This is a genomic window from Streptomyces sp. NPDC090045, assembly GCF_044747975.1.
Classification (GTDB): Bacteria; Actinomycetota; Actinomycetes; order Streptomycetales; family Streptomycetaceae; genus Streptomyces.
In genome coordinates this window covers 466,918-487,586 of the sequence record NZ_JBIVFA010000001.1, presented here as the reverse complement: position 1 = coordinate 487,586, position 20,669 = coordinate 466,918, and the positions used below count along the sequence as shown (strand labels likewise).

Sequence of the window (20,669 nt, the reverse complement as noted above, 5' to 3'; positions counted from 1 at the left end):
CTGAGCGCATGATTCCGGCCACTCGGTTGGGTGATCCACCGAGCGCTGAGGGTGCGCCTCCGCCCATTGCACGAGCGCCGGCGGAACTCGGTTCACGTGCGCGAAGCCGGATCGTTACCGGAATTCGCCGCAGTTCGTACGGATTCCGGTATGAGTTGTACGGTTTCCGGGACATGCTCCCCCCGCGAGAGGAGAGGGGGTCAATTCCGGAGCGCCGCGGACACGATCGCGGCCGCCGCCGAAGCCGCCGTGATCACCGGCTCCGGGGAACGGTTCGCGCGGCCGAGCATGAAAGCCCCTTCCAGGAGGGCGATCACCGAGGTCGCCGTGGCCCGCGCGGAGTCGATGCCGCAGGAGGCGTAGGAGCCGGCCAGGGCGTCGATCCAGGAGGCGAACACCTCCGCCGTGGCCCGCCGCAGGCCCTCGTGCGTACTGGCCACCTCCAGGGCGACCGTGGCGATGGGACACGGGTCGGCGAAGTCCAGCGACTCCAGGGTCGCGGCCGCGCCCAGGAAGGCCTCGCGGGTGGCGTCCACGGGATCGGGTGCCGCACCCTCGCCGAACAGCTCCCCGATCAGGGCCAGATAGGCCGCCCCCGAGGTGCGTACGACCTCCTCCCCCAGCTGGGCCTTGCCGCCCGGGAAGAAGTGGTACGCGGATCCGTACGGGGCCTCGGCCGTCGCCACGATCTGCTTCATGCCGGTGGCCGCGTAGCCCTGGCGCCGGAACAGCTCGGTCGCCGCGGTCAGGATGCGGGCTCTGGTATCGCCTGTCGTCGTCATCACGGCTAGCCTCTCACTAGATCGGTCTATCTAGAACCTGTCCAGTGGGGGAAGCGTGCCTGTCATCGAGCTCACCTCGGGTGTCATCGACTACACCGACACCGGCGCGGACCCGGCGCGCCAGACCGTCGTCCTCGTCCACGGGCTCGGCTTCGACGAGTCCCTGTGGCAGCCCGTCGTGGCGGACCTGCGCGCGGACTTCCGCGTCGTCGTCCCCGTCCTGCCCCTCGGTAGCCACCGCCGCGCCATGCGCCCGGGCGCCGACCTGTCCGCCCACGGGATCGCAGCCCTGCTCGCCGAGTTCATGGACCGCCTCGACCTGCGTGCGGTCACCCTCGTCCAGAACGACGCCGGGACCGCCCAGCTCCTCGTCGGCGACCACGACGACCGCATCGGCCGCCTGGTCCTCACCTCCTGCGAGGCGCTCGACAACTACCCGCCGGGCGTCCAGGGCCGGACCCTGCAGGCCGCCGCCCGCGTCCCGGGCGGGGTCTTCCTGCTCCTGCAGTCCTTCCGGTCGCCCTTCCTCGCCGGCCTGCAGAGCTCGCTGGGCGGCATGGCCAAGCGGCCGATCCCGCACGAACTCGTCCGCCGCTGGTACCGCCCCCTGCTGACCGATCCCGCCGTCCGCCGCGACTTCACCGCGTTCCTGCGCAGCACCCGCAAGGACACGTACCTGCGGGCCGCCGAACGGCTGCGCTCCTTCGACCGTCCGGCCCTGGTCGCCTGGGGAGCGGAGGACCGCATGATGCCGCCCGAGACCGGCCGCCGGCTCGCAGGTCTGCTGCCGCACGGCCGGTACGAGGAGATCCCCGACGCCCGCACGCTGATCCCGCTGGACAACCCGGCGGGCCTCTGCACGGCTCTGCGCCGGTTCATCGCGCAGACGCCCCTCGCCGGGGCCGAAGGCACCCCCTGAGCCCCTTAGGGCGCGCGCACCGCCGACAGCAGCCGCTCCACCTCGTCCGCGTCGATCCGCAGCGCCGCGCCGACGGTGGCGAGCACCTCGCGCTCGGCCGGGGTGTACGGGCCGTCCGCGAGCGCGATACGGGCGCCCTGCAGCAGGATCGACTCGCGGCCCGGGCCCGCCAGGTGCGGGGCCAGCGGCTCCAGGGCCTCGTGGAGCTCTATCGACAGCGCGGCCCCGCAGCACTCCGGGACGTCGTACAGCCCGAGCCGGCCCTCGTCGGTGGACAGGGCCTCCACGAGGGACTCCAGCTGTTCCTCGGTGCAGTCCGGGAAGCCCGCGGCCCGTACGGCGCCCACCGCGGCCTCCAGCGCGCTGCGCGAGGCCGTCCCGCCCGCGGTCAGCACGGCCAGCGCGACGGTGTGCACGGCGTCGCGCAGCAGGGCCGTGAAGCGGGTGGTGGTCAGGTGGTCCAGGACGTCGGTGTCGAAGCGGGCGCGGCAGCCCTGGCACTCGACGACGGGCCCCGCCTGCCCGCGCGGCAGCAGCGGCACCCCGACGACGGTGAACCGGCGTCGCCCGGTGCGCCTGCGGTAGTTGCGGTCTCCACCGCAGGCGGGGCAGAAGAACTCCCCGTCGCCCACGGTGCTCCAGGTGGTACGGATGCCCCAGACCGTCAGCTTCCGGCCGTCCCCACCCCGAACTGGCAGCACGTCGCACCTCCGTAACTCCCCCGTCGCCCCGCGGGCACGGGAGGGACCACCACGGCAGCATCGCCGGGTTGGCGTGATGTTAGCCACATCGGTGAGGATGCGTCAGTCGTGTGACAAGACAACATGTGCCGGGGCGCGCACTTGGCCGATCTGCGCCCCCGCGCCCGCCCCCGTCCTCCCCGTGCTCCCGTCGCGCTCCCCCTAAGGTCGGCCGCATGAACGAGAAGTCCTGTCTGGTGACCGGCGCCGCGAGCGGGATCGGCCGGGCCACCGCCGTGCTGCTGGCCCGTTCCGGGGCCAGGGTCACCGCGGCCGATATCAACGGCATCGGGGTGGAGTCCCTGCGTACGGAACTGGCCGCCGAGGGGTGCGCCGTCACGGCGGTCGCCGGTGACGTGTCCGATCCGGAGGCCAACCGCGCGATGGTCGCCGCCGCCGTCGAGGCGTACGGGCGCCTCGACGTCGCCGTGGCGAACGCGGGGGTGCTCCCCCTTTCGGACGTACGGGAGACCAGTCCGCAGGACTGGGACCACGTCATGGCCGTCGACGGCCGGGGCATGTTCCTGACCTGCAAGTACGCCATCGAGGCGATGATCTCGCAGCCACGGCCCGGCGGGGCGCTGGTCTGCGTGTCCTCGATCTCGGGGGTGGCCGGGCAGGCGCGCCAGGCGGCGTACGGACCGGCGAAGTTCGTCGCGTCGGGGCTGACCAAGCACCTCGCGGTGGAGTGGGCCGCGCGCGGGATCCGGGTCAACGCGGTGGCACCGGGCACCATCCGTACGGAGCGGGTGATCGCTCTGAAGGACGAGCCGGGCGGGCCGGAGTACCTGGAGGAGATCGCGGGGGCGCACCCGATGGGCCGGCTCGGCGAGCCGGAGGAGGTGGCCCGGGTCATCGCCTTCCTGGCCTCCGACGCGGCCTCGTTCGTGACGGGCGTGGTGCTGCCGGTGGACGGCGGCTACCTGGCCCGCTGAGCCCGGAACGACGCGGCCCCGCCCCTCCGGTAGGAGGGACGGGGCACACGTACGGGCGATGGGCTGCGGGGGATCAGCGGCCCGCGCGGTTGACGGCGGAGATGACCGCCTTCAGGGAGGCGCGGGTGGTGTTGGCGTCGATGCCGATGCCCCACAGGACGCGGCCGTCGATCGCGCACTCGATGTACGAGGCGGCCACGGCCGAGGCGCCCTCGCTCATGGTGTGCTCGGTGTAGTCCAGCAGGCGGGCGTCGATGCCGATGCCGGCCAGTGCGTCGAAGAAGGCCGAGATCGGGCCGTTGCCGGTACCGGCCAGGACCATCTCCACGCCGTCCACGACCGCCTCGACGGTCAGCGTGTCCGTGCCGTCCTTGTCGGTGGCCGTCGAACCGGAGCGCAGCTGGATCCGGCCCCACGGGTTCTCCGGGTTGGGCAGGTACTCGTCCTGGAAGACCGACCAGATCGCCTTCGGCGTGACCTCGCCGCCCTCGGCGTCGGTCTTGGCCTGGATGATCCGGGAGAACTCGATCTGCATGCGGCGCGGCAGGTCCAGCTTGTGGTCGTTCTTCAGGACGTACGCGATGCCGCCCTTGCCGGACTGCGAGTTGACCCGGATGACGGCCTCGTAGGAGCGGCCGACGTCCTTCGGGTCGATGGGCAGGTACGGAACCGCCCACTCGATGTCGTCGACGGTCTTGCCCTGGGCGGCCGCATCGGCCTCCATGGCGTCGAAGCCCTTCTTGATGGCGTCCTGGTGGGAGCCGGAGAAGGCGGTGTAGACCAGGTCGCCCGCGTAGGGGTGGCGCGGGTGGACCTCCATCTGGTTGCAGTACTCGCTGGTGCGACGGATCTCGTCGATCTGCGAGAAGTCGATCTGCGGGTCGATGCCCTGGGAGAACAGGTTCATGCCCAGCGTGATCAGGTCGACGTTGCCGGTGCGCTCGCCCTGCCCGAACAGGCAGCCCTCGATGCGGTCGGCGCCGGCCATCAGGGCCAGCTCGGCGGCGGCGACGGCGGTGCCGCGGTCGTTGTGCGGGTGCACGGAGATGCAGACGTGCTCGCGGCGGGTCAGGTTGCGGGCCATCCACTCGAAGCGGTCCGCGTGCGTGGACGGCGTGGAGCGCTCCACGGTGGCGGGCAGGTTCAGGATGATCTCGCGGCCCTCGGCCGGCTGCCAGACGTCACAGACGGCCTCGCAGACCTCCAGGGCGAAGTCCAGCTCGGTGTCGGTGAAGATCTCCGGGCTGTACTGGTAGCCGAAGGTGGTCTCCGGGCCCAGCAGCTTCTCGGCGTACTCCATGACCAGGCGGGTGCCGTCGACGGCGATCTGCTTGATCTGCTCCTTGGAGCCGCGGAAGACGACCCGGCGGAAGGTGGGCGCGGTCGCGTTGTACAGGTGCACGGTGGCCCGCTTGGCGCCCGCCAGGGACTCCACGGTCCGCTCGATCAGGTCCTCGCGGGCCTGGGTCAGTACGGAGATGGTGACGTCGTCCGGGATCGCGCCCTCTTCGATGATGGAGCGCACGAAGGCGAAGTCGGTCTCGCCGGAGGACGGGAAGCCGACCTCGATCTCCTTGTAGCCCATGCGCACCAGCAGGTCGAACATCTCGCGCTTGCGGGCGGGCGTCATCGGGTCGATCAGCGACTGGTTGCCGTCGCGCAGGTCGGTCGACAGCCAGCGGGGAGCCTTGGTGACGCGGGCATCGGGCCACGTGCGGTCCGGGATGTCCACCTGCTCGTACGAGCCGTACTTGTGGATCGGCATCCCGGAGGACTTTTGGGTGTGGGTCGCGTTGGTGATGGGCGTGGGGCGACCGACAAAAGGCTGCTGGCTCATGGCGTTGGGCTCCTCGCGTGTCCGCGTGTAGTTCGCTGGAACGGCCGACGGCGGTCGTAAAAACCGCAACACCAAACTCCGCGGGGAGGGGGCCGGCCTACGACTACAGACCCTCGCCGCGGCAGCTAAGGAGAAGCAGCCCGAAACGCATGATGGGCCGAGCCTAGCCGAGCCGCGCGGTGACGCGAGGACCTGTTTCAGTATGCAAGACCCGGGCGTCCGATTTGCACCAAATGTGAGCTAAGCCTCTTTCAAAGCACCCGGGTCAGGGCGATCCGTCAATTCGGCGCCACCACTTTCAGACAAGCGAATGAATCATGGTCGCAGGTAGTGACACCGCCATGACTCACTGCCACATTGCCGGGCATGGATGCCTCCCACGCTCGCCGCCACCCCGTCTTCTGCACCGTCGTGCCGCCGCACCTCCTCGACAAGGCCGCCCTGTCCGGGGACTCGCGGCGCGCCGATCTCGCCCAGCGCACCCTCGAACGCGACTCCCTGCTGCGCACCCGGCGCCGGGTCACCGCCGTCCGCGGGATCGTGCCCACGCTCGGTGCGCCGGCTTCCGACGCACCGGACCGGACCCTCTACGACGCCCAGCACCGCACCCAGCTGCCCGGGAAGAAGGTCCGGGGAGAGGGCGATCCGCTGAGCAAGGACGCCACCGTCAACCGCGCCTACGCGGGGCTCGGCGCGACGTACGACCTGTTCCTGAAGGGCTTCGGGCGGCGCTCGATCGACGATGCCGGGCTGCCGCTGGACGCCACCGTCCACTACGGCGAGGACTACAACAACGCCTTCTGGGACGGTCAGCAGATGGTCTTCGGCGACGGGGACGGGGACCTCTTCCTCGACTTCACCGTGTCGGTGGACGTCATCGGGCACGAGCTGGCCCACGGGGTCACCCAGTACACGGCGAACCTGAGGTACCGCGGGCAGTCGGGCGCCCTCAACGAGTCGATGTCCGACGTCTTCGGCTCGCTGATCAAGCAGTACTCGCTGGAGCAGACGGCCGACCAGGCCGACTGGCTGATCGGGGCCGGACTGCTGGGGCCCAACGTGACCGGGGTCGCGCTGCGCTCGATGAAGGCGCCGGGGACCGCGTACGACGACGACGAGCTCGGCAAGGACCCGCAGCCCGCCACGATGGACGACTACGTGAACACCCACAGCGACAACGGCGGGGTCCACATCAACTCCGGCATCCCCAACCACGCCTTCTACATCGTGGCGACCGAACTGGGCGGCAAGGCCTGGGAGCGGGCCGGGCAGATCTGGTACGACACCCTGACCGGCGGGGAGCTCGCCTCGAACGCCGACTTCGAGGACTTCGCCCGGCTCTCGACGGCGGCGGCCGTGACCCGGTACGGGGACGGCGGCGCGGAGCACCAGGCCTTGCAGAAGGCGTGGTCCGCGGTGGGCGTCCCGCTCGCGGGGTAGACCGCTCCCATGCGCATTCAGGTGGTACGGACGGGCGGCTTCGCGGGCATCGAGCGCCGGGCCGAGGTGGACACCTCGGGCCGGCCGGACGAGGACGAGTGGCGGGCCCTGGCCCAGCTCGCGCTGCGGCCCGGCCCGCCGAGCGATCCGGCGGACCGGGTGCGGGACGGTTTCTCGTACCGGATCACGGTGGACGGGCGGACGGTCTCCTGCGCCGAGCCGGGCCTGTCGGAGGCGCAGCGGACGCTGATCTCGCGGGTCCTGAAAGAGGGTGCCTGAGCAGCACCGTTTTGCTTGGATGTCCGGATGACCGACCACATGATCGATTCGACGCTGTCCGAGCTGGAGCGGTACTACGACACGGTGCCGCGGGTGGGCGGGGCGCGGGCCGAGGACTTCGGCCCGCTGACCCTGTTCGTCCAGGAGGGCAAGGGCTGGCCGTACTACGCGCGGCCCGTGCTCGGCGGCTCCGGCGACGCGACCGCCACCGCCACCGCCACCGCGGAGGACGTCAAGCGGGTGCTGTCCCGTCAACGGGAGCTCGGGATCCCCGAGGCGTTCGAGTGGGTGGCCGAAACCAGCCCCTCGCTGCGGGCCGCCGTGGAAGCGGCGGGACTGTACGTCCACGCCCATCCGCTGATGGTGCTGGACCCCTCGGCCGACGCCCTCCCCCCGCATCCGGAGGTCCGTCTGCTCGGCGCGGACGACCCGCTGCTGACCGCCGCGGTGACGGTCCCGGCCCTGGCCTTCGCGGCCCCGGGCACGGCGGTGGGCGAGGCGGGACCCGCGGAACTGGCCGCGGCGACGGCGGAACCCTCGGCCGAGGAGGGCCGGTCCCGGGTGTCCGGAAAGCTGGCGGCGGGCACCGGGGCCATGGCCGCGGCCGTACGGGACGGCGTCGTGCTCTGCTCCGGCATGTTCAACCCGGTCGGGGACATCGCGGAGGTGGTGGGCGTCGGCACCCTGCCGTCGGCCCGCCGGCAGGGCCTGGCCCTCGCGGTCACGGCCGCGCTGGTGGTGGAGGCCCGCGCGCGGGGCGCCCGTACGGTCTTCCTCTCGGCGGGCGACGAGGACGTGGCCCGCATCTACGCCCGGATCGGCTTCCGCCGGGTGGCGACGGCCCTGATCGCGGAGCCGCCGGCCGGCGCCGCGTAGGGACGGTCGCGCGGGGTGGTTTTGCCGGACCGGCAACAAGGTTTGCCGTGAGCGCCGGTCCGGGCGGAGCATCGGGACCACCGAGACCCGTAGCGGAAGAGGCCCCCATGCCGAAGTACGAACCCGAGCACACGCACGAGCACACGCACACGCAGGCGCACGGCTCCACCGCCCCCCGCGAGGGCGACGAGCAGTTCTGGGACGAGCGCTACAGCGAGAGCACGCGCATCTGGAGCGGCAACCCCAACGAGGCCCTGGTCCGGGAGGTCCAGCACCTCACCCCCGGCCGGGCCCTGGACCTCGGCTGCGGCGAGGGCGCCGACGCCGTCTGGCTCGCCCGCCGGGGGTGGCGGGTCACCGGCACCGACATCTCGAAGGTCGCCCTCGGCCGGGCGGCCGAGCACGCCGCCGAGGCGGGGGTGGGCGACGCGGTGGAGTGGCAGCGGCACGACTTCACCGAGTCCTTCCCCGACGGGGAGTTCGACCTCGTCTCGGCGTGCTTCCTGCACAACTACGGGGACTTCCCGCGCGCCCGGGTCCTGCGCACGGCCGCCGACGCCGTGGCCCCCGGCGGGGTCCTGCTGGTGGTCGGCCACGCGGGCGGGCCGTCCTGGGACCCGGACCGGCTCGCGGGCATCGGCTTCCCCACCCCGGACGAGGTCCTCGCGCAGCTGGAGCTGGCGGAGGGGGCGTGGGAGGTCCTCCTCGCGGAGGAACACGTACAGGCCCTGAACGGGCCCGACGGCCGGCCCGGGACCCGTCCGGACAACGTGGTGAAGGTGCGGCGGCTGCGCTGACGCGCCCCGGCCCGAAGACCGCCGGACGGAGTCCGGCGCGTCGAACAGGTCAGAAGCCGAGCTTGCGGAGCTGCTTGGGGTCCCGCTGCCAGTCCTTGGCGACCTTCACGTGGAGGTCGAGGAAGACCGGGGTCCCGAGCAGTGCCTCGATGTGCTTGCGCGACTTCATCCCGACCTCCTTCAGGCGGGAGCCCTTCGGGCCGATGATGATGCCCTTCTGGCTCGGCCGCTCGATGTAGACGTTGGCGTGGATGTCGAGCAGCGGGCGGTCGGCCGGGCGGTTCTCCCGCGGGATCATCTCCTCGACGACCACGGCGATGGAGTGCGGGAGCTCGTCCCGTACGCCTTCCAGCGCGGCCTCGCGGATCAGTTCCGCGACCATCACCATCTCGGGCTCGTCGGTGAGGTCGCCCTCCGGGTACAGCGGCGGGCTCTCCGGCAGCAGCGGCGCGATCAGGTCGGCCAGCAGCTGGACCTGGCTGTCGCCGACCGCCGAGACGGGGACGATCTCGGCCCACTCGAAGCCCAGCTCCTCGGCGAGCTGGTGGACGGCGATCAGCTGCTCGCCCACCACCTTCGACTCGACGAGGTCGGTCTTGGTGATGATGGCGATCTTGGGGGTCTTCTTGATCCCCGCGAGCTCCTTGGCGATGAACTTGTCGCCGGGGCCGAGCTTCTGGTCGGCCGGCAGGCAGAAGCCGATGACGTCGACCTCGGCCCAGGTGGTCCGTACGACGTCGTTGAGGCGCTCGCCGAGCAGCGTGCGCGGCTTGTGCAGGCCGGGCGTGTCGACGAGGACGAGCTGCGCGTCGGGGCGGTGCACGATGCCGCGGACGGTGTGGCGGGTGGTCTGCGGCCGGTTGGAGGTGATCGCGACCTTGGTGCCCACGAGTGCGTTGGTGAGGGTCGACTTCCCCGCGTTGGGGCGGCCGACGAAGCAGGCGAAGCCCGCACGGTGCGGGCTGGTGGACTCGGGGGAACGATCGCTCATACGGGCCATTCTCCCCGATGCCGCTCCCAGCGCCGACCAGATCACGGCAGTGAGGGCCAGCACAGCCGTGAGCAGGGGGTGCGCGGCGTGGGCCGCGCGGCCCTGAGCTGTGGTTCCGTCGGCCCTGGCGCGCACCGTCACCTCCGCCCATTCCGCGGCGGGCGGACCCTCCCAGCGGGTGCCGAGGCGCACTTCCTGACCCGGCAGCAGTTCGGCGGGCAGGCCGGTGAGCTCGCGGTTCAGGAGGGTGCGGCCGAGGGCTCCGGAGGCGGTGAGGGCCGCGCGCGGGCGGAGGGTGACGTTGCCGGTGTTGCGGAGCGTGTACGAGATCTCCGCGCCCGCGCCGCGGCGGTGCACGGAGACCCCCTCGACGGCGAGGGCGGCCGCGGTCGGGCCGGTCACCCGCAGGTACACCCGGGCGGCGACGGCCTGCTGGACGCCGATCCCCTGGGCGGTGGCGGCGGCGGGCCGGTCCTCAAGGGCCACGATGGCGCCGGGGTGGTCCCCGGGCTCCGCCCGGTCGGGGACGGTGACGGTGAAGCCGACGCGGACCGCCCCCCGGGCCGGTACGGTCACCCGCTCCCGGTCGAGCTCCGCCCAGGCGGCGGTGGCCCGGCGCGGCTCGTCGGGGCCGCGCAGCGCGAAGCCGCCGTCGCGGGCGGTGTTGTAGGCGTCGGCGGGGTAGAGCCGGAAGGTGCGGGGGCGGTCGGTGCGGTTGGTCACGGTGACGGTGTCGGTGACGGCCTGGCCGGGCGCGGCGGCGAGGTAGAAGTACGGCCGCTGGCCGACGCCTGTCGCGGCGGGCAGCACGGACCACTGGCCGTTGTCCGCGGATTCGGCCGGCGCGGCGAGCAGGAGGACGACCCCGGCCGCGACGAGCAGGGCCCCCGCCGCACGGGCTGCCGCTGCGCGGAGCCTGTCCCCCACCCCGCCCCTTCCCGAAACCGGGCTCCGCCCGGACCCGGTCCTCAAACGCCGGACGGGCTGAAATACAGCCCCGCCGGCGTTTGAGGCGCGGGGTCTGGGGCGGAGCCCCAGGAGACGGGGCGTCACGAAAGGGTGAGGGTCAGGACCGCCGTGTACGCGCCCGGCGGGGTGTACGGCGGGACCCGCAGCGTCACCGTGGCGTCGACCGTGAAGGTGCCGCCGACCAGCGGGGCGTCGGCGGTGGAGGCCAGGAGGGCCCCCTCCGGGCCGACCACGCCCGCGCTGCCCGGCGTACAGGCGCTCGTGCTGCCCGCGGCCGCCACGCAGGTCGGGGTCCAGGACAGGGACGCGCCCGGGATGCGCACGCCGCCCGGCCCCGTGAAGTCGGTGACCTTGCCGGTCAGGGACCAGCCGGCCGGGCCGCCGCGGGCGTCGGTGACGGTCACGGTCCCGATCCGGCCGGGGGCGGCGCCGCCGTCGCCGTACGGGACGGCGCCGAGGGTGATGTCCTCGCCGGCCTGGGTCATGCCGAGGGCGCCCGGTTCGACGGTGGCCGTGATCTTGCGGGTGCCCGCCGTCGTCGGGGTGGTGTCGACGACGGTGTACGCGGCCGGGCCGGAGCCCCGGCTCGCCGACCAGGCCGGGCCCTCGTAGGCGATCACGGCGGTGGTGGCCTTGTCCGTGACGGGCAACTCCACCAGGGCCGTGCCCCGTTCGTCGGCGGTGGCGCTCGCCCGGTCGGCGGTTTCGGCGGCGCCGGCCCGTCCGGCCACCGTCACGGCCGCGCCCGGGGGGAAGCCGGCGGCGGTGACCTTGACCTTGGTGCCCGGCTTTCCGTGGGCCGCCGCGAGGAAGACGCTGCGCAGGTTGGCCGTGGGCAGCGCGGTCGCGGTCAGGCGTGCGGAGACGGGGGTGGCGGACGGCCCCGCGGCGGTGCAGGTGGTGTCGAGGTCCAGCAGGTGACTGGTGTGCAGGGTGTAGCCGCCCGGGGCGAGGGTGATCTCACCGGGTGCGGTGACGGTGAAGGTGCCGGTCATGGTGACGGCAGGAAGGGGCTCGCCCGCGCGGACGGGGTCGTTGCGCTTGGCCCCGACGACGGTGACCTCGCCGCTCTGGGCGCCCGCCAGCACGATCCGGCCGGTCGGGGTCAGCACGTCGGCGGGGAGTTCGCCGCCGGCCGCGTTCGGATCCAGGGGTGCCACGGCGGGGGTCCGGAGCACCTGGTAGGTCACGGTGACGGTGTCGCCGACCTGTGGAGCCGGGTCGTCGACGGTGATCCGGGCGGTGGTCGGCCCGTCGGCGGGCGGGAGTCCGGCCTCCTGGGGCGGCAGGCAGTGCGTCGGGAACTCCACCTGGCCGGGGGGCGTCTCCCCCTCGGCCGCGGCTGGTGCGCTCAGGGCGCCCCCGGTCGTGGCGGCGAGCACCGCCATGCCGACGGCGGCCGACCATCTCCGCTTCCGCGCCCCTGTTCGCACTGCCCGCCCCCTGGGTTCCCTCGCGCCCGGCCCCTGCGCAGGGGGCCATTCACGAGCGGGCGGCCGGAGAAGTCAATGCACGGATCCGGCATCAACTGATGGCCCATCAGGAGATGGCAGAGTGCCGGCCTCACTCTCCCCTCCGCCCGCGTCCCCGCCCGCCGCGCGGAACGTGCGCCGGTACGCCGTCGGGCTCACCCCCAGCGCCGCCTGCACGTGCTTGCGCAGCGACTGCGCCGTCCCGAAGCCCGTCTCCCGCGCGACCTGTTCCATCGGCAGATCCGTCCGCTCCAGCAGCCGCCGGGCCCGTTCCACCCGCTGTCCGACGATCCACTCGCCGGGGCTGATCCCGGCCTCCTCGCGGAACCTGCGCGTGAACGTCCGTACCGACATGGCCTCCTGCCGGGCCAGGTCGACCAGCCGCACCGGCTCGTGCAGCCGGTCCAGCACCCAGGCGCGGGCCGCCGCGGTGCTGGCCAGCTGCGGCTGCGGCACCGGGCGTTCGATGAACTGCGCCTGCCCGCCGTCCCGGTGCGGCGGTACGACGGTCCGCCGGGCCACGTCGTTGGCGACGGCCGCGCCGTGGTCGCGGCGCACGATGTGCAGGCACAGGTCGATGCCGGCGGCGACCCCGGCCGAGGTCAGCACGTCCCCGTCGTCGGTGTAGAGCACGCCGGCGTCCACCCGCACGGCCGGGAAGAGCCGCTGGAAGTGCTCGGCGTGGAACCAGTGGGTGGTGGCCGGGCGGCCGTCCAGGAATCCGGCGGCGGCCAGCACGTACCCGCCCGTGCAGATGGAGACGAGCCGCGTCCCGGGCCGGATGTGCGCGAGCGCCGCGGCGAGCTCGTCGCTCAGCCGGCCCTCCTCGTATATCGGCCCCAGCTCGTACGAGGCGGGTACCACCACGGTGTCGGCCGTGGCCAGCAGCTCGGGGCCGTGCTCGACCTGGACCGCGAAATCGGCGTCCGTGCGCACCGGCCCGGGGGCCAGGGCGCAGGTGAGGATCTCGTACAGCGGCCCTCCGGCGGGATCCTTCGCCCGGCCGAAGATCCGGTGCGGGATGCCGAGCTCGAAGGGCAGCAGCCCGGTGAGCGCGAGGACGACGACACGGTGGAGGGCCATGGCCCAATCGTATCGAAGGGTGTCGGTCAGGCCACTGTCGTGCGGGGCCCTCCCCGCCGGAAGCTGTCCGGGTGACGCAGACAGCCCCTATCCCCGCCCCCACGACCACGCCTCCGGCCACCCCGGGACGCGTCCACCGCGCCTGGTTCGTCGCGGCCGTCGCCTTCGTGACGATCATCGGCGCCGCCGCCTTCGCCTCGCTGCCCGGACTGCTCATCGAGCCGCTGCACGAGGAGTTCGACTGGTCGCGCGGCACGATCGGCTTCGCCGTCTCGGTGAACCTCGCGCTGTACGGGCTCACCGCCCCCTTCGCCGCCGCGCTGATGGACCGCTTCGGCATCCGCAGGGTGGTGGCTCTGGCCCTGCTGGTCATATCCGGCGGCACCGCGGCCACCGTGTGGATGACGGCGTCCTGGCAGCTGGTGCTGTTCTGGGGAGTGCTGGTGGGCCTGGGCAGCGGCTCCATGGCGCTGGCCTTCGCGGCGACGGTGACCAACCGCTGGTTCACCGCCCGGCGCGGGCTGGTCACCGGCATCCTGACCGCGGCCGGGGCCTCCGGCCAGCTGATCTTCCTGCCGCTGCTGTCGTGGCTGGTGGAGCACCACGGCTGGCGTCCGGCGGCGGTGACGGTGTCGCTGGCGGCCCTGGCCGTCGTCCCGTTCGTGTGGCTGCTGCTGCGCGACCACCCGGCGGACGTGGGCCTCGCGCCGTACGGCGGCACCTACGCGGAAAAGCCCGCCCCGGTGACGGGCGCGGCGCGGCGGACGGTGACGGTGCTGTTCAAGGCGGCCCGGACCGGCCCCTTCTGGCTGCTGGCGGGGACCTTCGCGATCTGTGGGGCCTCGACCAACGGGCTGGTCAAGACCCACTTCGTGCCGGCGGCCCACGACCACGGCATGCCGGTGACGGCGGCGGCGGGCCTGCTCGCGGTGATCGGGGTGTTCGACGTCGTCGGCACCATCGCCTCCGGCTGGTTCACCGACCGCTTCGCGGCGCGCCGCCTGCTGGCGGTGTACTACGCGCTGCGCGGGATCTCGCTGCTGTTCCTGCCGATGCTGCTGGCACCGTCCGTGCACCCGCCGATGATCTTCTTCATCGTCTTCTACGGGCTGGACTGGGTCGCGACCGTCCCGCCGACCATCGCGCTCTGCCGTGAGCACTACGGGGAGGACAGCGCGATCGTCTTCGGCTGGGTACTGGCCTCGCACCAGGTCGGCGCGGCGCTGGTGGCCTTCCTGGGCGGTCTGGCCCGGGACGCCTTCGGCTCGTACGACGTCGTCTGGTACGCCTCGGGCGCGCTGTGCGCGATGGCTGCGCTGATGGCGATGGTCATCCGCCGCCGGCAGCCTCCCGGCGGGGCAGCCAATCCCACCAGCGGCACCCGACACACCTGACGGCTCGCCCGGACAACTTCAGCCTCGCCGGCGTTTGAGGCACGCCCGGGCCAATTTCAGCCTCGCCGGCGTTTGAGGCGCGGGGTCTGGGGCGGAGCCCCAGGAAACCCGGCTCCGCCGGGCACCGGGCTCCGCCCGGACCCTCCCCCAGCTACCGCTGGGAGGTGCCCCCTGCTCAAACGCCGGAGGGGCTGGGTTTGGCCGAGCCAGGCTGCATTTGCCCGGCAAGGGTGGTTGGCCCGGGCCAGGCTGGATGTGGTCCGGCTCCGGTGGACCGGCAAGGCCCCGCCGGGAGGCTAGGCGCCGGCTGGGGTCGTCGACTTCAGGGTGCCGTCCGGGGCTGCCAGCAGCACCGGGGTGTCCGGGCCGCCCAGGTCGCGGACGGCCGCGCGGTCGGCCTCGGCGGGCGCGTCGGCCGCGCTGACGACGGCCGCGGCCTCCAGGGAGCGCGCACCGCTCGCCACGGCCATCGCGACCGCGGTCTGCAGCGCACTCAGCTTCAGGGAGTCGAGCTCCACCGTCCCGGCGACGTACGTACGGCCCGTCTCGTCACGCACCGCCGCCCCCTCCGGCACGCCGTTGCGGGCCCGGGCGCTGCGCGCCAGCGTGATGATCTTGCTGTCCTCGGGGTCGATCCCGGTGCTCTCGGTCATGGTCGAAAGCATAGGGAGCCCCCCGGCCGGGCTCGCAGGCGGCTCACGGCCGGTCGAGCTTCAGCCGCTCCGCCCGCGGCAACCCGGCCACGACCAGGTCGTACGAGTCCTCGACGAGCTCGCGCACCGTCGCGTCGGGGAGCCCGCCCACCGTCACCGTGTTCCAGTGCCTCTTGTTCATGTGGTAGCCCGGCACGATCGCCTCGTGCTCCTCGCGCAGCCGCACCGCCAGCTCCGGCTCGCACTTGAGGTTGACCTTCAGCGGCTGCGCGTCCAGCGCCGAGAGCGCGAACACCTTGCCCAGCACCTTGAAGACCGAGGTCTCGGGGGTGAAGGGGAACTCCTCCACCGCCGCGTTGAAGCCCAGACAGAATTCCCGCAGCTCCGCCGGGGTCATTCCCCCTCCTCCCCCACGGCTCCCGCCGCGGCCACCGGTTCCACCAGCACCGTCACGATCTTGTTCCGCCGTCCCGCCGGGGACTCGGCCGTCAGCCGCAGCGGACGCCCGTCCGGCAGTTCCACCACCGCCGAGGCGCCCGCGATCGGCACCCGGCCCAGCGCCTTCGCCAGCAGGCCGCCGACCGTCTCCACGTCCTCGTCGTCGAAGGCCTCGACCTTGAACAGCTCACCGAGGTCGGTGATGTCCAGGCGGGCCGTGACCCGGTAGCGGTCCTCACCCAGGTCCTCGACGGGCGGGAGCTCCCGGTCGTACTCGTCCGTGATCTCGCCGACGATCTCCTCGAGGATGTCCTCGATGGTGACGATGCCGGCCGTGCCGCCGTACTCGTCGATGACGACGGCCACGTGGTTGCGCACCTGCTGCATCTCGCGCAGCAGGTCGCCCGCGTTCTTGGTGTCCGGCACGAAGACGGCCGCCCGCATCGCCGTGGAGACCAGGTCGGACTCCGCCTCGCGGCTGATGTGGGTCTTGCGGACCAGGTCCTTCAGGTAGACGATCCCGACGATGTCGTCCTCGTTCTCCCCGGTCACCGGGATGCGCGAGAAGCCGGACCGCAGCGCCAGCGTGGTCGCCTGACGGACCGTCTTGTACCGCTCGATGCAGACCAGGTCGGTGCGCGGCACCATCACCTCGCGCACCAGGGTGTCGCCGAGCTCGAAGACCTGGTGCACCATCCGGCGCTCGTCGTCCTCGATCAGCGATTCCTTCTCCGCGAGGTCCACCATCGCGCGCAGCTCGGCCTCGGAGGCGAACGGCCCCTTGCGGAAGCCCTTTCCGGGCGTGAGCGCGTTGCCGATGAGGATCAGCAGCTGCGGGATCGGTCCCATCACCCGGGCGAGCGGTACGAGGACGTACGCGGCCGCCGTCGAGGTGTTCAGCGGGTGCTGGCGGCCGATCGTGCGCGGGGAGACGCCGACGGCGACGAAGGAGACGAGCACCATCACGGCGATGGCCACGAGCAGCGCGGTCCAGTTCTCGCCGAACTCGTCGAGGCAGACGTAGGTGACGAGCACCCCGGCCGCCATCTCGCAGGTGACCCGGACCAGCAGCGCCACGTTGAGGTAGCGGGTGGGGTCGCCGGCGACCTGGGCGAGCTTCTCGCTGCCGCGCCGGCCCTCCCGTACGGCCTGCTCGGCGCGGAAGATCGAGATGCGGGCGATGCCGGACTCCGCGCAGGCCGCGAACCAGGCCACGACCACCAGCAGCACCGCTCCGGTGATCAGCTGCGCGGCGTTCACGAGACCGTGGGCGCCGGCGAGGGACCCGTCATGCCGCGCTCACCGCGCCAGCCGTCGACGATGGCCGCCTGCAGGCCGAACATCTCGGCCTTCTCGTCGGGCTCCTCGTGGTCGTAGCCGAGCAGGTGCAGCACTCCGTGGACGGTCAGGAGCTGGAGCTCCTCGTCCATGGAGTGCTGCGTGGCGGCTTCCTCGCCCTGCCTCTTCGCGACCTCGGGGCAGAGCACGATGTCGCCGAGGAGCCCCTGCGGGGGCTCCTCGTCGTCCTTCGTCGGCGGACGGAGCTCGTCCATCGGGAAGGACATGACGTCGGTCGGGCCGGGCAGGTCCATCCACTGGATGTGGAGCTGCTCCATCGCGTCCTCGTCGATGACGATGACGGACAGCTCGGAGAGCGGGTGGATCCGCATCCGGGTGAGCGCGTAGCGGGCGATGTCGAGGATCGCCTGCTCGTCGACCTCGGTTCCGGACTCGTTGTTGACGTCGATCGACATGGTGCGCTGGGTTCTACTTCCGCTGGTGGCCGTTCGCGGCCTGCTGGCCGTCGTCGTACTTCTCGTACGCGTCGACGATACGGCCGACCAGCTTGTGCCGGACGACATCCTCGGACGTGAGCCGCGAGAAGTGGATGTCGGGCACCCCGTCGAGGATCTCCTGGACCTGACGCAGACCGCTCTTGGCGCCACCCGGCAGGTCGATCTGCGTGACGTCGCCGGTGACGACGATCTTCGAGTCGAAGCCGAGCCGGGTCAGGAACATCTTCATCTGCTCGGCGGTGGTGTTCTGCGCCTCGTCGAGGACGACGAACGCGTCGTTGAGCGTGCGTCCGCGCATGTACGCCAGGGGCGCCACCTCGATGGTCCCGGCGGCCATGAGCCGCGGGATCGAGTCGGGGTCGAGCATGTCGTGGAGCGCGTCGTAGAGCGGGCGCAGGTACGGGTCGATCTTGTCGAAGAGGGTGCCCGGCAGGAAGCCGAGCCGCTCCCCCGCCTCGACGGCGGGCCGGGTCAGGATGATCCGACTGACCTGCTTGGACTGCAGGGCCTGCACCGCCTTGGCCATGGCCAGGTAGGTCTTTCCGGTACCGGCGGGGCCGATGCCGAAGACGATCGTGTTCTTGTCGATCGCGTCGACGTACCGCTTCTGGTTGAGGGTCTTGGGTCGGATGGTGCGGCCGCGGCTGGAGAGGATGTTCTGGGTGAGCACCTCTGCGGGCGTTTCCTCGGGCCCGTTCCCGTTTCCGTTGCCGCTCGCCTTGAGCATGGCGATCGAGCGTTCCACTGCGTCCTCCGTCATCGGCTGCCCGGTGCGGAGCACCAGCATCATCTCGTCGAACAGGCGCTGGACCAGTGCGACTTCCGCCGCATCTCCGATCGCGCTGACCTGATTGCCCCGAACATGGATGTCGGCCTTCGGGAAGGCCTTCTCGATCACGCGCAACAGGGCGTCACCGGATCCGAGCACCGTCACCATCGGGTGCCTGGCCGGGACGGTGAAGTGGGCTCGCGCCTGCCCCGGCACTGGAATGTGGGCTGTGGGTGTCTGAGTCATGGGCCGGCACTGTGGCCTGCACATACCTCCCGCTGAGGGGCCGCGCCGATCGACGACCTCCGGAATACCAAGCCTACGTCGCCGCCGCGGCTTCCCCGAGAGGTTTTACGCCCTCCCAGCGCGGCCCCCGGGGCGCCGCGGCCCCGCGGTCGTCCGGTCACGCGGAGTGCCGGAAGCCGATCGTCGGCACGGCCCTGCGCCGGGACGCCGGGCCCGAGCCGGGCGGGATCAGGTCGTCCAGGAAGCCGTAGCGGCCGCGCAGCTCCTGCGGGGCGGACCGCCACCAGTGGGCCACCTCCGGCCAGCCCGGGGCCGACAGGGAGCCGCCGAACTCCTGGACCGACAGGGCCGCCGTCAGCCCGGCGAAGGCGAGCCGGTCCGCGAGGGGCCAGCCCGCCAGGGTGCCGGTCACGAAGCCCGCCACGTAGACGTCGCCCGCGCCCGTCGGGTCGAGCTCGTCCACCGTGATCCCGGGGACGTGCGCCGTCTCCCCGGTGCGCCCGTCGACCGCGTACGAGCCCTCCGCGCCCATCGTGACCACCGCGATCGGCACCTTCTCGGCCAGGGCCCGGGCCGCGGCTCTGGGACAGTCCGTCCGCGTGTACCGCATGGCCTCGCCGGCGTTCGGCAGGAAGGCCTCGCAGTGCTCCAGGTCGGCCAGGGCCCCCAGGTCCCACCGCCCGCTCTCGTCCCACCCCACGTCCGCGAAGATCCGCGAGCCGCGCCGGGCGGCCTCGCCGATCCACTCCTCGCCGCGGCCGGGACCGAGCGCGGCCACCGCCGCGCGGGCGAGCGGCGGGCACTGCGGGAACGGCCCGGTGCCGGCCGGCGGCGGGGCCTCGTGGCCGTGCGAGACCATCGTGCGCTCGCCCTCGTAGGCCATCGAGACGGTGACGGGGCTGTGCCAGCCGGGGATCGTGTGCGACATGGACAGGTCGATGCCCTCGCCCTGCTCCAGGGCGTCCCAGCAGTACTCGCCGTAGTGGTCGTCCCCGAAGGCCGCGGCCAGCGAGGTGCGCAGCCCGAGCCGGGCCAGGGCGGTGGCCATGTTGGCGACGCCGCCCGGGCTGGAGCCCATGCCGCGCGCCCAGGACTCCGTACCGCGGACCGGCGCCGAGTCCAGGCCCGTGAAGATGATGTCGAGGAACACCGTGCCGGTCAGGAAGACGTCGCAGCCCGGTTCCTGTGGATCGCGCAGCGGACCGAGCGGGTCCACGGCGGCTGCGCGGCTGTCGAAGTCCCTACTGGTCACGGTGTACTCCCCGATGTGTTCCTACGGAAAGCTGCCAGCCCTGCCCGTCCGGTGCGGGGCCAAACCCCAGTGTGGCGCAGATCACCTACACGTTCAGCCCCGCTTGGGCAGCGGAACGCGCACCAGGTCCTCCGCCACCGTCAGCTCGCCCTCGAAACCCGCCGCCCGCGCCTGCCGCTCGAACTCGGACGGGTCCGTGTACCGCTGCGAGAAGTGCGTCAGCACGAGGTGCCGGACGCCCGCGTCCCGCGCCGCCCGCGCCGCCTGGCCGGCCGTGAGGTGCCCGTGGTCGGTGGCCAGCCGCTCGTCCTCGTCGAGGAAGGTCGACTCGATCACGAGCATGTCGCAGCCCTCGGCGAGCGCGTACACCCCGTCGCAGAGCCGGGTGTCCATGACGAAGGCGAACCGCTGCCCGCGCCGGGGCTCGCTGACCTCCTCCAGCGTGACCTCGCCGAGCCGCCCGTCGCGCTGGATCCGGCCCACGTCCGGCCCCTTGACGCCGTGCCGCGCGAGCAGCTCCGGCACCATGCGGCGCCCGTCGGGCTCGGTGATCCGGTAGCCGAAGGACTCCACCGGGTGCGAGAGCAGCCGGGCCTCCAGGACGTACGTGGCCCCCTGCGCCAGCGTCCCGTCCGCGGCCACCGGTTCCTCGCGCAGCGGGACGGTCTCGCGGTAGGCCGTGGCGTACCGCAGCCGGTCGAAGAACTTCTGCCCGGAGGCCGGGTAGTGCGCGGTGACGGGGTGCGGGACCTGGTCGAGGTTGATCCGCTGGATCACCCCGGCCAGCCCGAGGCTGTGGTCACCGTGGAAGTGGGTGACACAGATCCGGTTGATGTCGTGCGCGGCGACCCCGGCCCGCAGCATCTGCCGCTGCGTGCCCTCGCCGGGGTCGAAGAGGATGCCCTCGCCGTCCCAGCGCAGCAGGTAGCCGTTGTGGTTGCGGTGGCGGGTGGGCACCTGGCTGGCGGTGCCCAGCACCACGAACTCTCGTACGGACACGT

20 protein-coding genes and 1 pseudogene are annotated in these 20,669 nt (G+C 72.5%); 7 read left to right on the top strand and 14 right to left on the bottom strand.

What is annotated here, in order from left to right:
* Window positions 1–200 precede the first annotated feature (200 nt).
* On the bottom strand, window positions 201–782 hold the full coding sequence (locus tag ACIPYQ_RS02195; RefSeq protein WP_401245340.1) for a TetR/AcrR family transcriptional regulator: 582 nt from the start codon (window positions 780–782) through the stop codon (window positions 201–203).
* A gap of 55 nt (window positions 783–837) precedes the next feature.
* On the opposite strand from ACIPYQ_RS02195, the gene ACIPYQ_RS02190 reads away from it, so the two are divergent.
* Window positions 838–1,701, top strand: a complete 864-nt coding sequence (locus ACIPYQ_RS02190) for an alpha/beta fold hydrolase (protein ID WP_361761349.1) — start codon at window positions 838–840, stop codon at window positions 1,699–1,701.
* A 5-nt stretch (window positions 1,702–1,706) separates the two neighbouring features.
* Here ACIPYQ_RS02190 and ACIPYQ_RS02185 read toward each other — a convergent pair whose 3' ends face one another.
* Window positions 1,707–2,402, bottom strand: a complete 696-nt coding sequence (locus tag ACIPYQ_RS02185; protein WP_327413949.1) for a TerB family tellurite resistance protein — start codon at window positions 2,400–2,402, stop codon at window positions 1,707–1,709.
* A 215-nt stretch (window positions 2,403–2,617) separates the two neighbouring features.
* On the opposite strand from ACIPYQ_RS02185, the gene ACIPYQ_RS02180 reads away from it, so the two are divergent.
* Window positions 2,618–3,376, top strand: a complete 759-nt coding sequence (locus ACIPYQ_RS02180; protein WP_401245337.1) for an SDR family NAD(P)-dependent oxidoreductase — start codon at window positions 2,618–2,620, stop codon at window positions 3,374–3,376.
* Between the two features lie 73 nt (window positions 3,377–3,449).
* Here the strand turns inward: ACIPYQ_RS02180 and leuA are convergent, their stop codons facing one another.
* Entirely contained in the window at window positions 3,450–5,213 is a 1,764-nt protein-coding gene (gene leuA / locus ACIPYQ_RS02175) for a 2-isopropylmalate synthase (RefSeq protein WP_361761355.1), read from the bottom strand.
* A 366-nt stretch (window positions 5,214–5,579) separates the two neighbouring features.
* Here leuA and ACIPYQ_RS02170 point away from each other — a divergent pair, with 366 nt between their 5' ends.
* The 4 genes from ACIPYQ_RS02170 to ACIPYQ_RS02155 all read left to right on the top strand — a co-directional run bounded on the left by ACIPYQ_RS02170 (window position 5,580) and on the right by ACIPYQ_RS02155 (window position 8,605).
* Window positions 5,580–6,653: a M4 family metallopeptidase gene (locus tag ACIPYQ_RS02170; protein ID WP_401245335.1), complete on the top strand. Its 1,074-nt coding sequence runs from the start codon at window positions 5,580–5,582 to the stop codon at window positions 6,651–6,653.
* A 9-nt stretch (window positions 6,654–6,662) separates the two neighbouring features.
* Window positions 6,663–6,932 carry a protealysin inhibitor emfourin gene (locus ACIPYQ_RS02165; protein ID WP_361761361.1) on the top strand — a complete coding sequence of 90 codons (270 nt, stop codon included), beginning with the start codon at window positions 6,663–6,665 and terminating at the stop codon, window positions 6,930–6,932.
* Window positions 6,933–6,959: 27 nt separating this feature from the next.
* A complete protein-coding gene (locus ACIPYQ_RS02160) occupies window positions 6,960–7,808 on the top strand; it encodes a GNAT family N-acetyltransferase (RefSeq protein WP_401245332.1) in 849 nt (282 codons plus the stop codon).
* Window positions 7,809–7,915: 107 nt separating this feature from the next.
* The gene (locus ACIPYQ_RS02155; RefSeq protein WP_401245330.1) at window positions 7,916–8,605 is read left to right on the top strand and encodes a class I SAM-dependent methyltransferase; all 690 of its coding nucleotides are present in this window, start codon (window positions 7,916–7,918) and stop codon (window positions 8,603–8,605) included.
* Window positions 8,606–8,654: 49 nt separating this feature from the next.
* Here the strand turns inward: ACIPYQ_RS02155 and era are convergent, their stop codons facing one another.
* The 4 genes and pseudogenes from era to ACIPYQ_RS02135 form a co-directional block, all read right to left on the bottom strand.
* Window positions 8,655–9,605, bottom strand: a complete 951-nt coding sequence (era, locus tag ACIPYQ_RS02150; protein ID WP_319723838.1) for a GTPase Era — start codon at window positions 9,603–9,605, stop codon at window positions 8,655–8,657.
* 489 nt (window positions 9,606–10,094) lie between these two features.
* Window positions 10,095–10,406, bottom strand: a pseudogene (locus tag ACIPYQ_RS02145) (WxL protein peptidoglycan domain-containing protein); the annotation flags it as partial.
* 239 nt (window positions 10,407–10,645) lie between these two features.
* Window positions 10,646–11,953, bottom strand: coding sequence for a beta-xylosidase (locus ACIPYQ_RS02140; protein ID WP_401245328.1), 1,308 nt, complete (start codon window positions 11,951–11,953; stop codon window positions 10,646–10,648).
* A 117-nt stretch (window positions 11,954–12,070) separates the two neighbouring features.
* Window positions 12,071–13,120 carry a GlxA family transcriptional regulator gene (locus tag ACIPYQ_RS02135; RefSeq protein ID WP_401245326.1) on the bottom strand — a complete coding sequence of 350 codons (1,050 nt, stop codon included), beginning with the start codon at window positions 13,118–13,120 and terminating at the stop codon, window positions 12,071–12,073.
* Window positions 13,121–13,191: 71 nt separating this feature from the next.
* Between ACIPYQ_RS02135 and ACIPYQ_RS02130 the strand changes: the two genes are divergently transcribed.
* Window positions 13,192–14,514, top strand: coding sequence for an MFS transporter (locus ACIPYQ_RS02130; RefSeq protein WP_401245324.1), 1,323 nt, complete (start codon window positions 13,192–13,194; stop codon window positions 14,512–14,514).
* A gap of 296 nt (window positions 14,515–14,810) precedes the next feature.
* Here the strand turns inward: ACIPYQ_RS02130 and ACIPYQ_RS02125 are convergent, their stop codons facing one another.
* The 7 genes from ACIPYQ_RS02125 to ACIPYQ_RS02095 form a co-directional block, all read right to left on the bottom strand.
* Window positions 14,811–15,167: a cytidine deaminase gene (locus ACIPYQ_RS02125; RefSeq protein ID WP_361768480.1), complete on the bottom strand. Its 357-nt coding sequence runs from the start codon at window positions 15,165–15,167 to the stop codon at window positions 14,811–14,813.
* A 43-nt stretch (window positions 15,168–15,210) separates the two neighbouring features.
* The gene (locus ACIPYQ_RS02120) at window positions 15,211–15,564 is read right to left on the bottom strand and encodes an MmcQ/YjbR family DNA-binding protein (RefSeq protein ID WP_361768482.1); all 354 of its coding nucleotides are present in this window, start codon (window positions 15,562–15,564) and stop codon (window positions 15,211–15,213) included.
* Window positions 15,561–16,865 (bottom strand): hemolysin family protein, encoded by a 1,305-nt coding sequence (locus ACIPYQ_RS02115; RefSeq protein ID WP_401245322.1) that lies wholly within the window; start codon window positions 16,863–16,865, stop codon window positions 15,561–15,563. Before ACIPYQ_RS02115 ends, ACIPYQ_RS02120 begins: the two co-directional genes overlap by 4 nt.
* On the bottom strand, window positions 16,862–17,359 hold the full coding sequence (ybeY, locus tag ACIPYQ_RS02110) for an rRNA maturation RNase YbeY (protein ID WP_361768486.1): 498 nt from the start codon (window positions 17,357–17,359) through the stop codon (window positions 16,862–16,864). Before ybeY ends, ACIPYQ_RS02115 begins: the two co-directional genes overlap by 4 nt.
* 13 nt (window positions 17,360–17,372) lie before the next feature.
* Window positions 17,373–18,416, bottom strand: a complete 1,044-nt coding sequence (locus ACIPYQ_RS02105; protein WP_401245319.1) for a PhoH family protein — start codon at window positions 18,414–18,416, stop codon at window positions 17,373–17,375.
* A 157-nt stretch (window positions 18,417–18,573) separates the two neighbouring features.
* Window positions 18,574–19,668, bottom strand: a complete 1,095-nt coding sequence (locus ACIPYQ_RS02100) for a PfkB family carbohydrate kinase (protein ID WP_361768490.1) — start codon at window positions 19,666–19,668, stop codon at window positions 18,574–18,576.
* 93 nt (window positions 19,669–19,761) lie between these two features.
* The gene (locus ACIPYQ_RS02095; protein WP_361768492.1) at window positions 19,762–20,667 is read right to left on the bottom strand and encodes a ribonuclease Z; all 906 of its coding nucleotides are present in this window, start codon (window positions 20,665–20,667) and stop codon (window positions 19,762–19,764) included.
* Window positions 20,668–20,669: the final 2 nt, after the last annotated feature.

Excerpts from the sequence above, each read along its gene's own strand:
- ACIPYQ_RS02195 (WP_401245340.1), bottom strand. The coding sequence starts at position 782 with ATGACGACGACAGGCGATACCAGAGCCCGCATCCTGACCGCGGCGACC.
- ACIPYQ_RS02180 (WP_401245337.1), top strand. The coding sequence starts at position 2,618 with ATGAACGAGAAGTCCTGTCTGGTGACCGGCGCCGCGAGCGGGATCGGC.
- leuA (WP_361761355.1), bottom strand. The coding sequence starts at position 5,213 with ATGAGCCAGCAGCCTTTTGTCGGTCGCCCCACGCCCATCACCAACGCG.
- ACIPYQ_RS02170 (WP_401245335.1), top strand. The coding sequence starts at position 5,580 with ATGGATGCCTCCCACGCTCGCCGCCACCCCGTCTTCTGCACCGTCGTG.
- ACIPYQ_RS02165 (WP_361761361.1), top strand. The coding sequence starts at position 6,663 with ATGCGCATTCAGGTGGTACGGACGGGCGGCTTCGCGGGCATCGAGCGC.
- ACIPYQ_RS02160 (WP_401245332.1), top strand. The coding sequence starts at position 6,960 with ATGACCGACCACATGATCGATTCGACGCTGTCCGAGCTGGAGCGGTAC.
- ACIPYQ_RS02155 (WP_401245330.1), top strand. The coding sequence starts at position 7,916 with ATGCCGAAGTACGAACCCGAGCACACGCACGAGCACACGCACACGCAG.
- era (WP_319723838.1), bottom strand. The coding sequence starts at position 9,605 with ATGGCCCGTATGAGCGATCGTTCCCCCGAGTCCACCAGCCCGCACCGT.
- ACIPYQ_RS02140 (WP_401245328.1), bottom strand. The coding sequence starts at position 11,953 with ATGGCGGTGCTCGCCGCCACGACCGGGGGCGCCCTGAGCGCACCAGCC.
- ACIPYQ_RS02135 (WP_401245326.1), bottom strand. The coding sequence starts at position 13,120 with ATGGCCCTCCACCGTGTCGTCGTCCTCGCGCTCACCGGGCTGCTGCCC.
- ACIPYQ_RS02125 (WP_361768480.1), bottom strand. The coding sequence starts at position 15,167 with ATGACCGAGAGCACCGGGATCGACCCCGAGGACAGCAAGATCATCACG.
- ACIPYQ_RS02120 (WP_361768482.1), bottom strand. The coding sequence starts at position 15,564 with ATGACCCCGGCGGAGCTGCGGGAATTCTGTCTGGGCTTCAACGCGGCG.
- ybeY (WP_361768486.1), bottom strand. The coding sequence starts at position 17,359 with ATGTCGATCGACGTCAACAACGAGTCCGGAACCGAGGTCGACGAGCAG.
- ACIPYQ_RS02105 (WP_401245319.1), bottom strand. The coding sequence starts at position 18,416 with ATGACTCAGACACCCACAGCCCACATTCCAGTGCCGGGGCAGGCGCGA.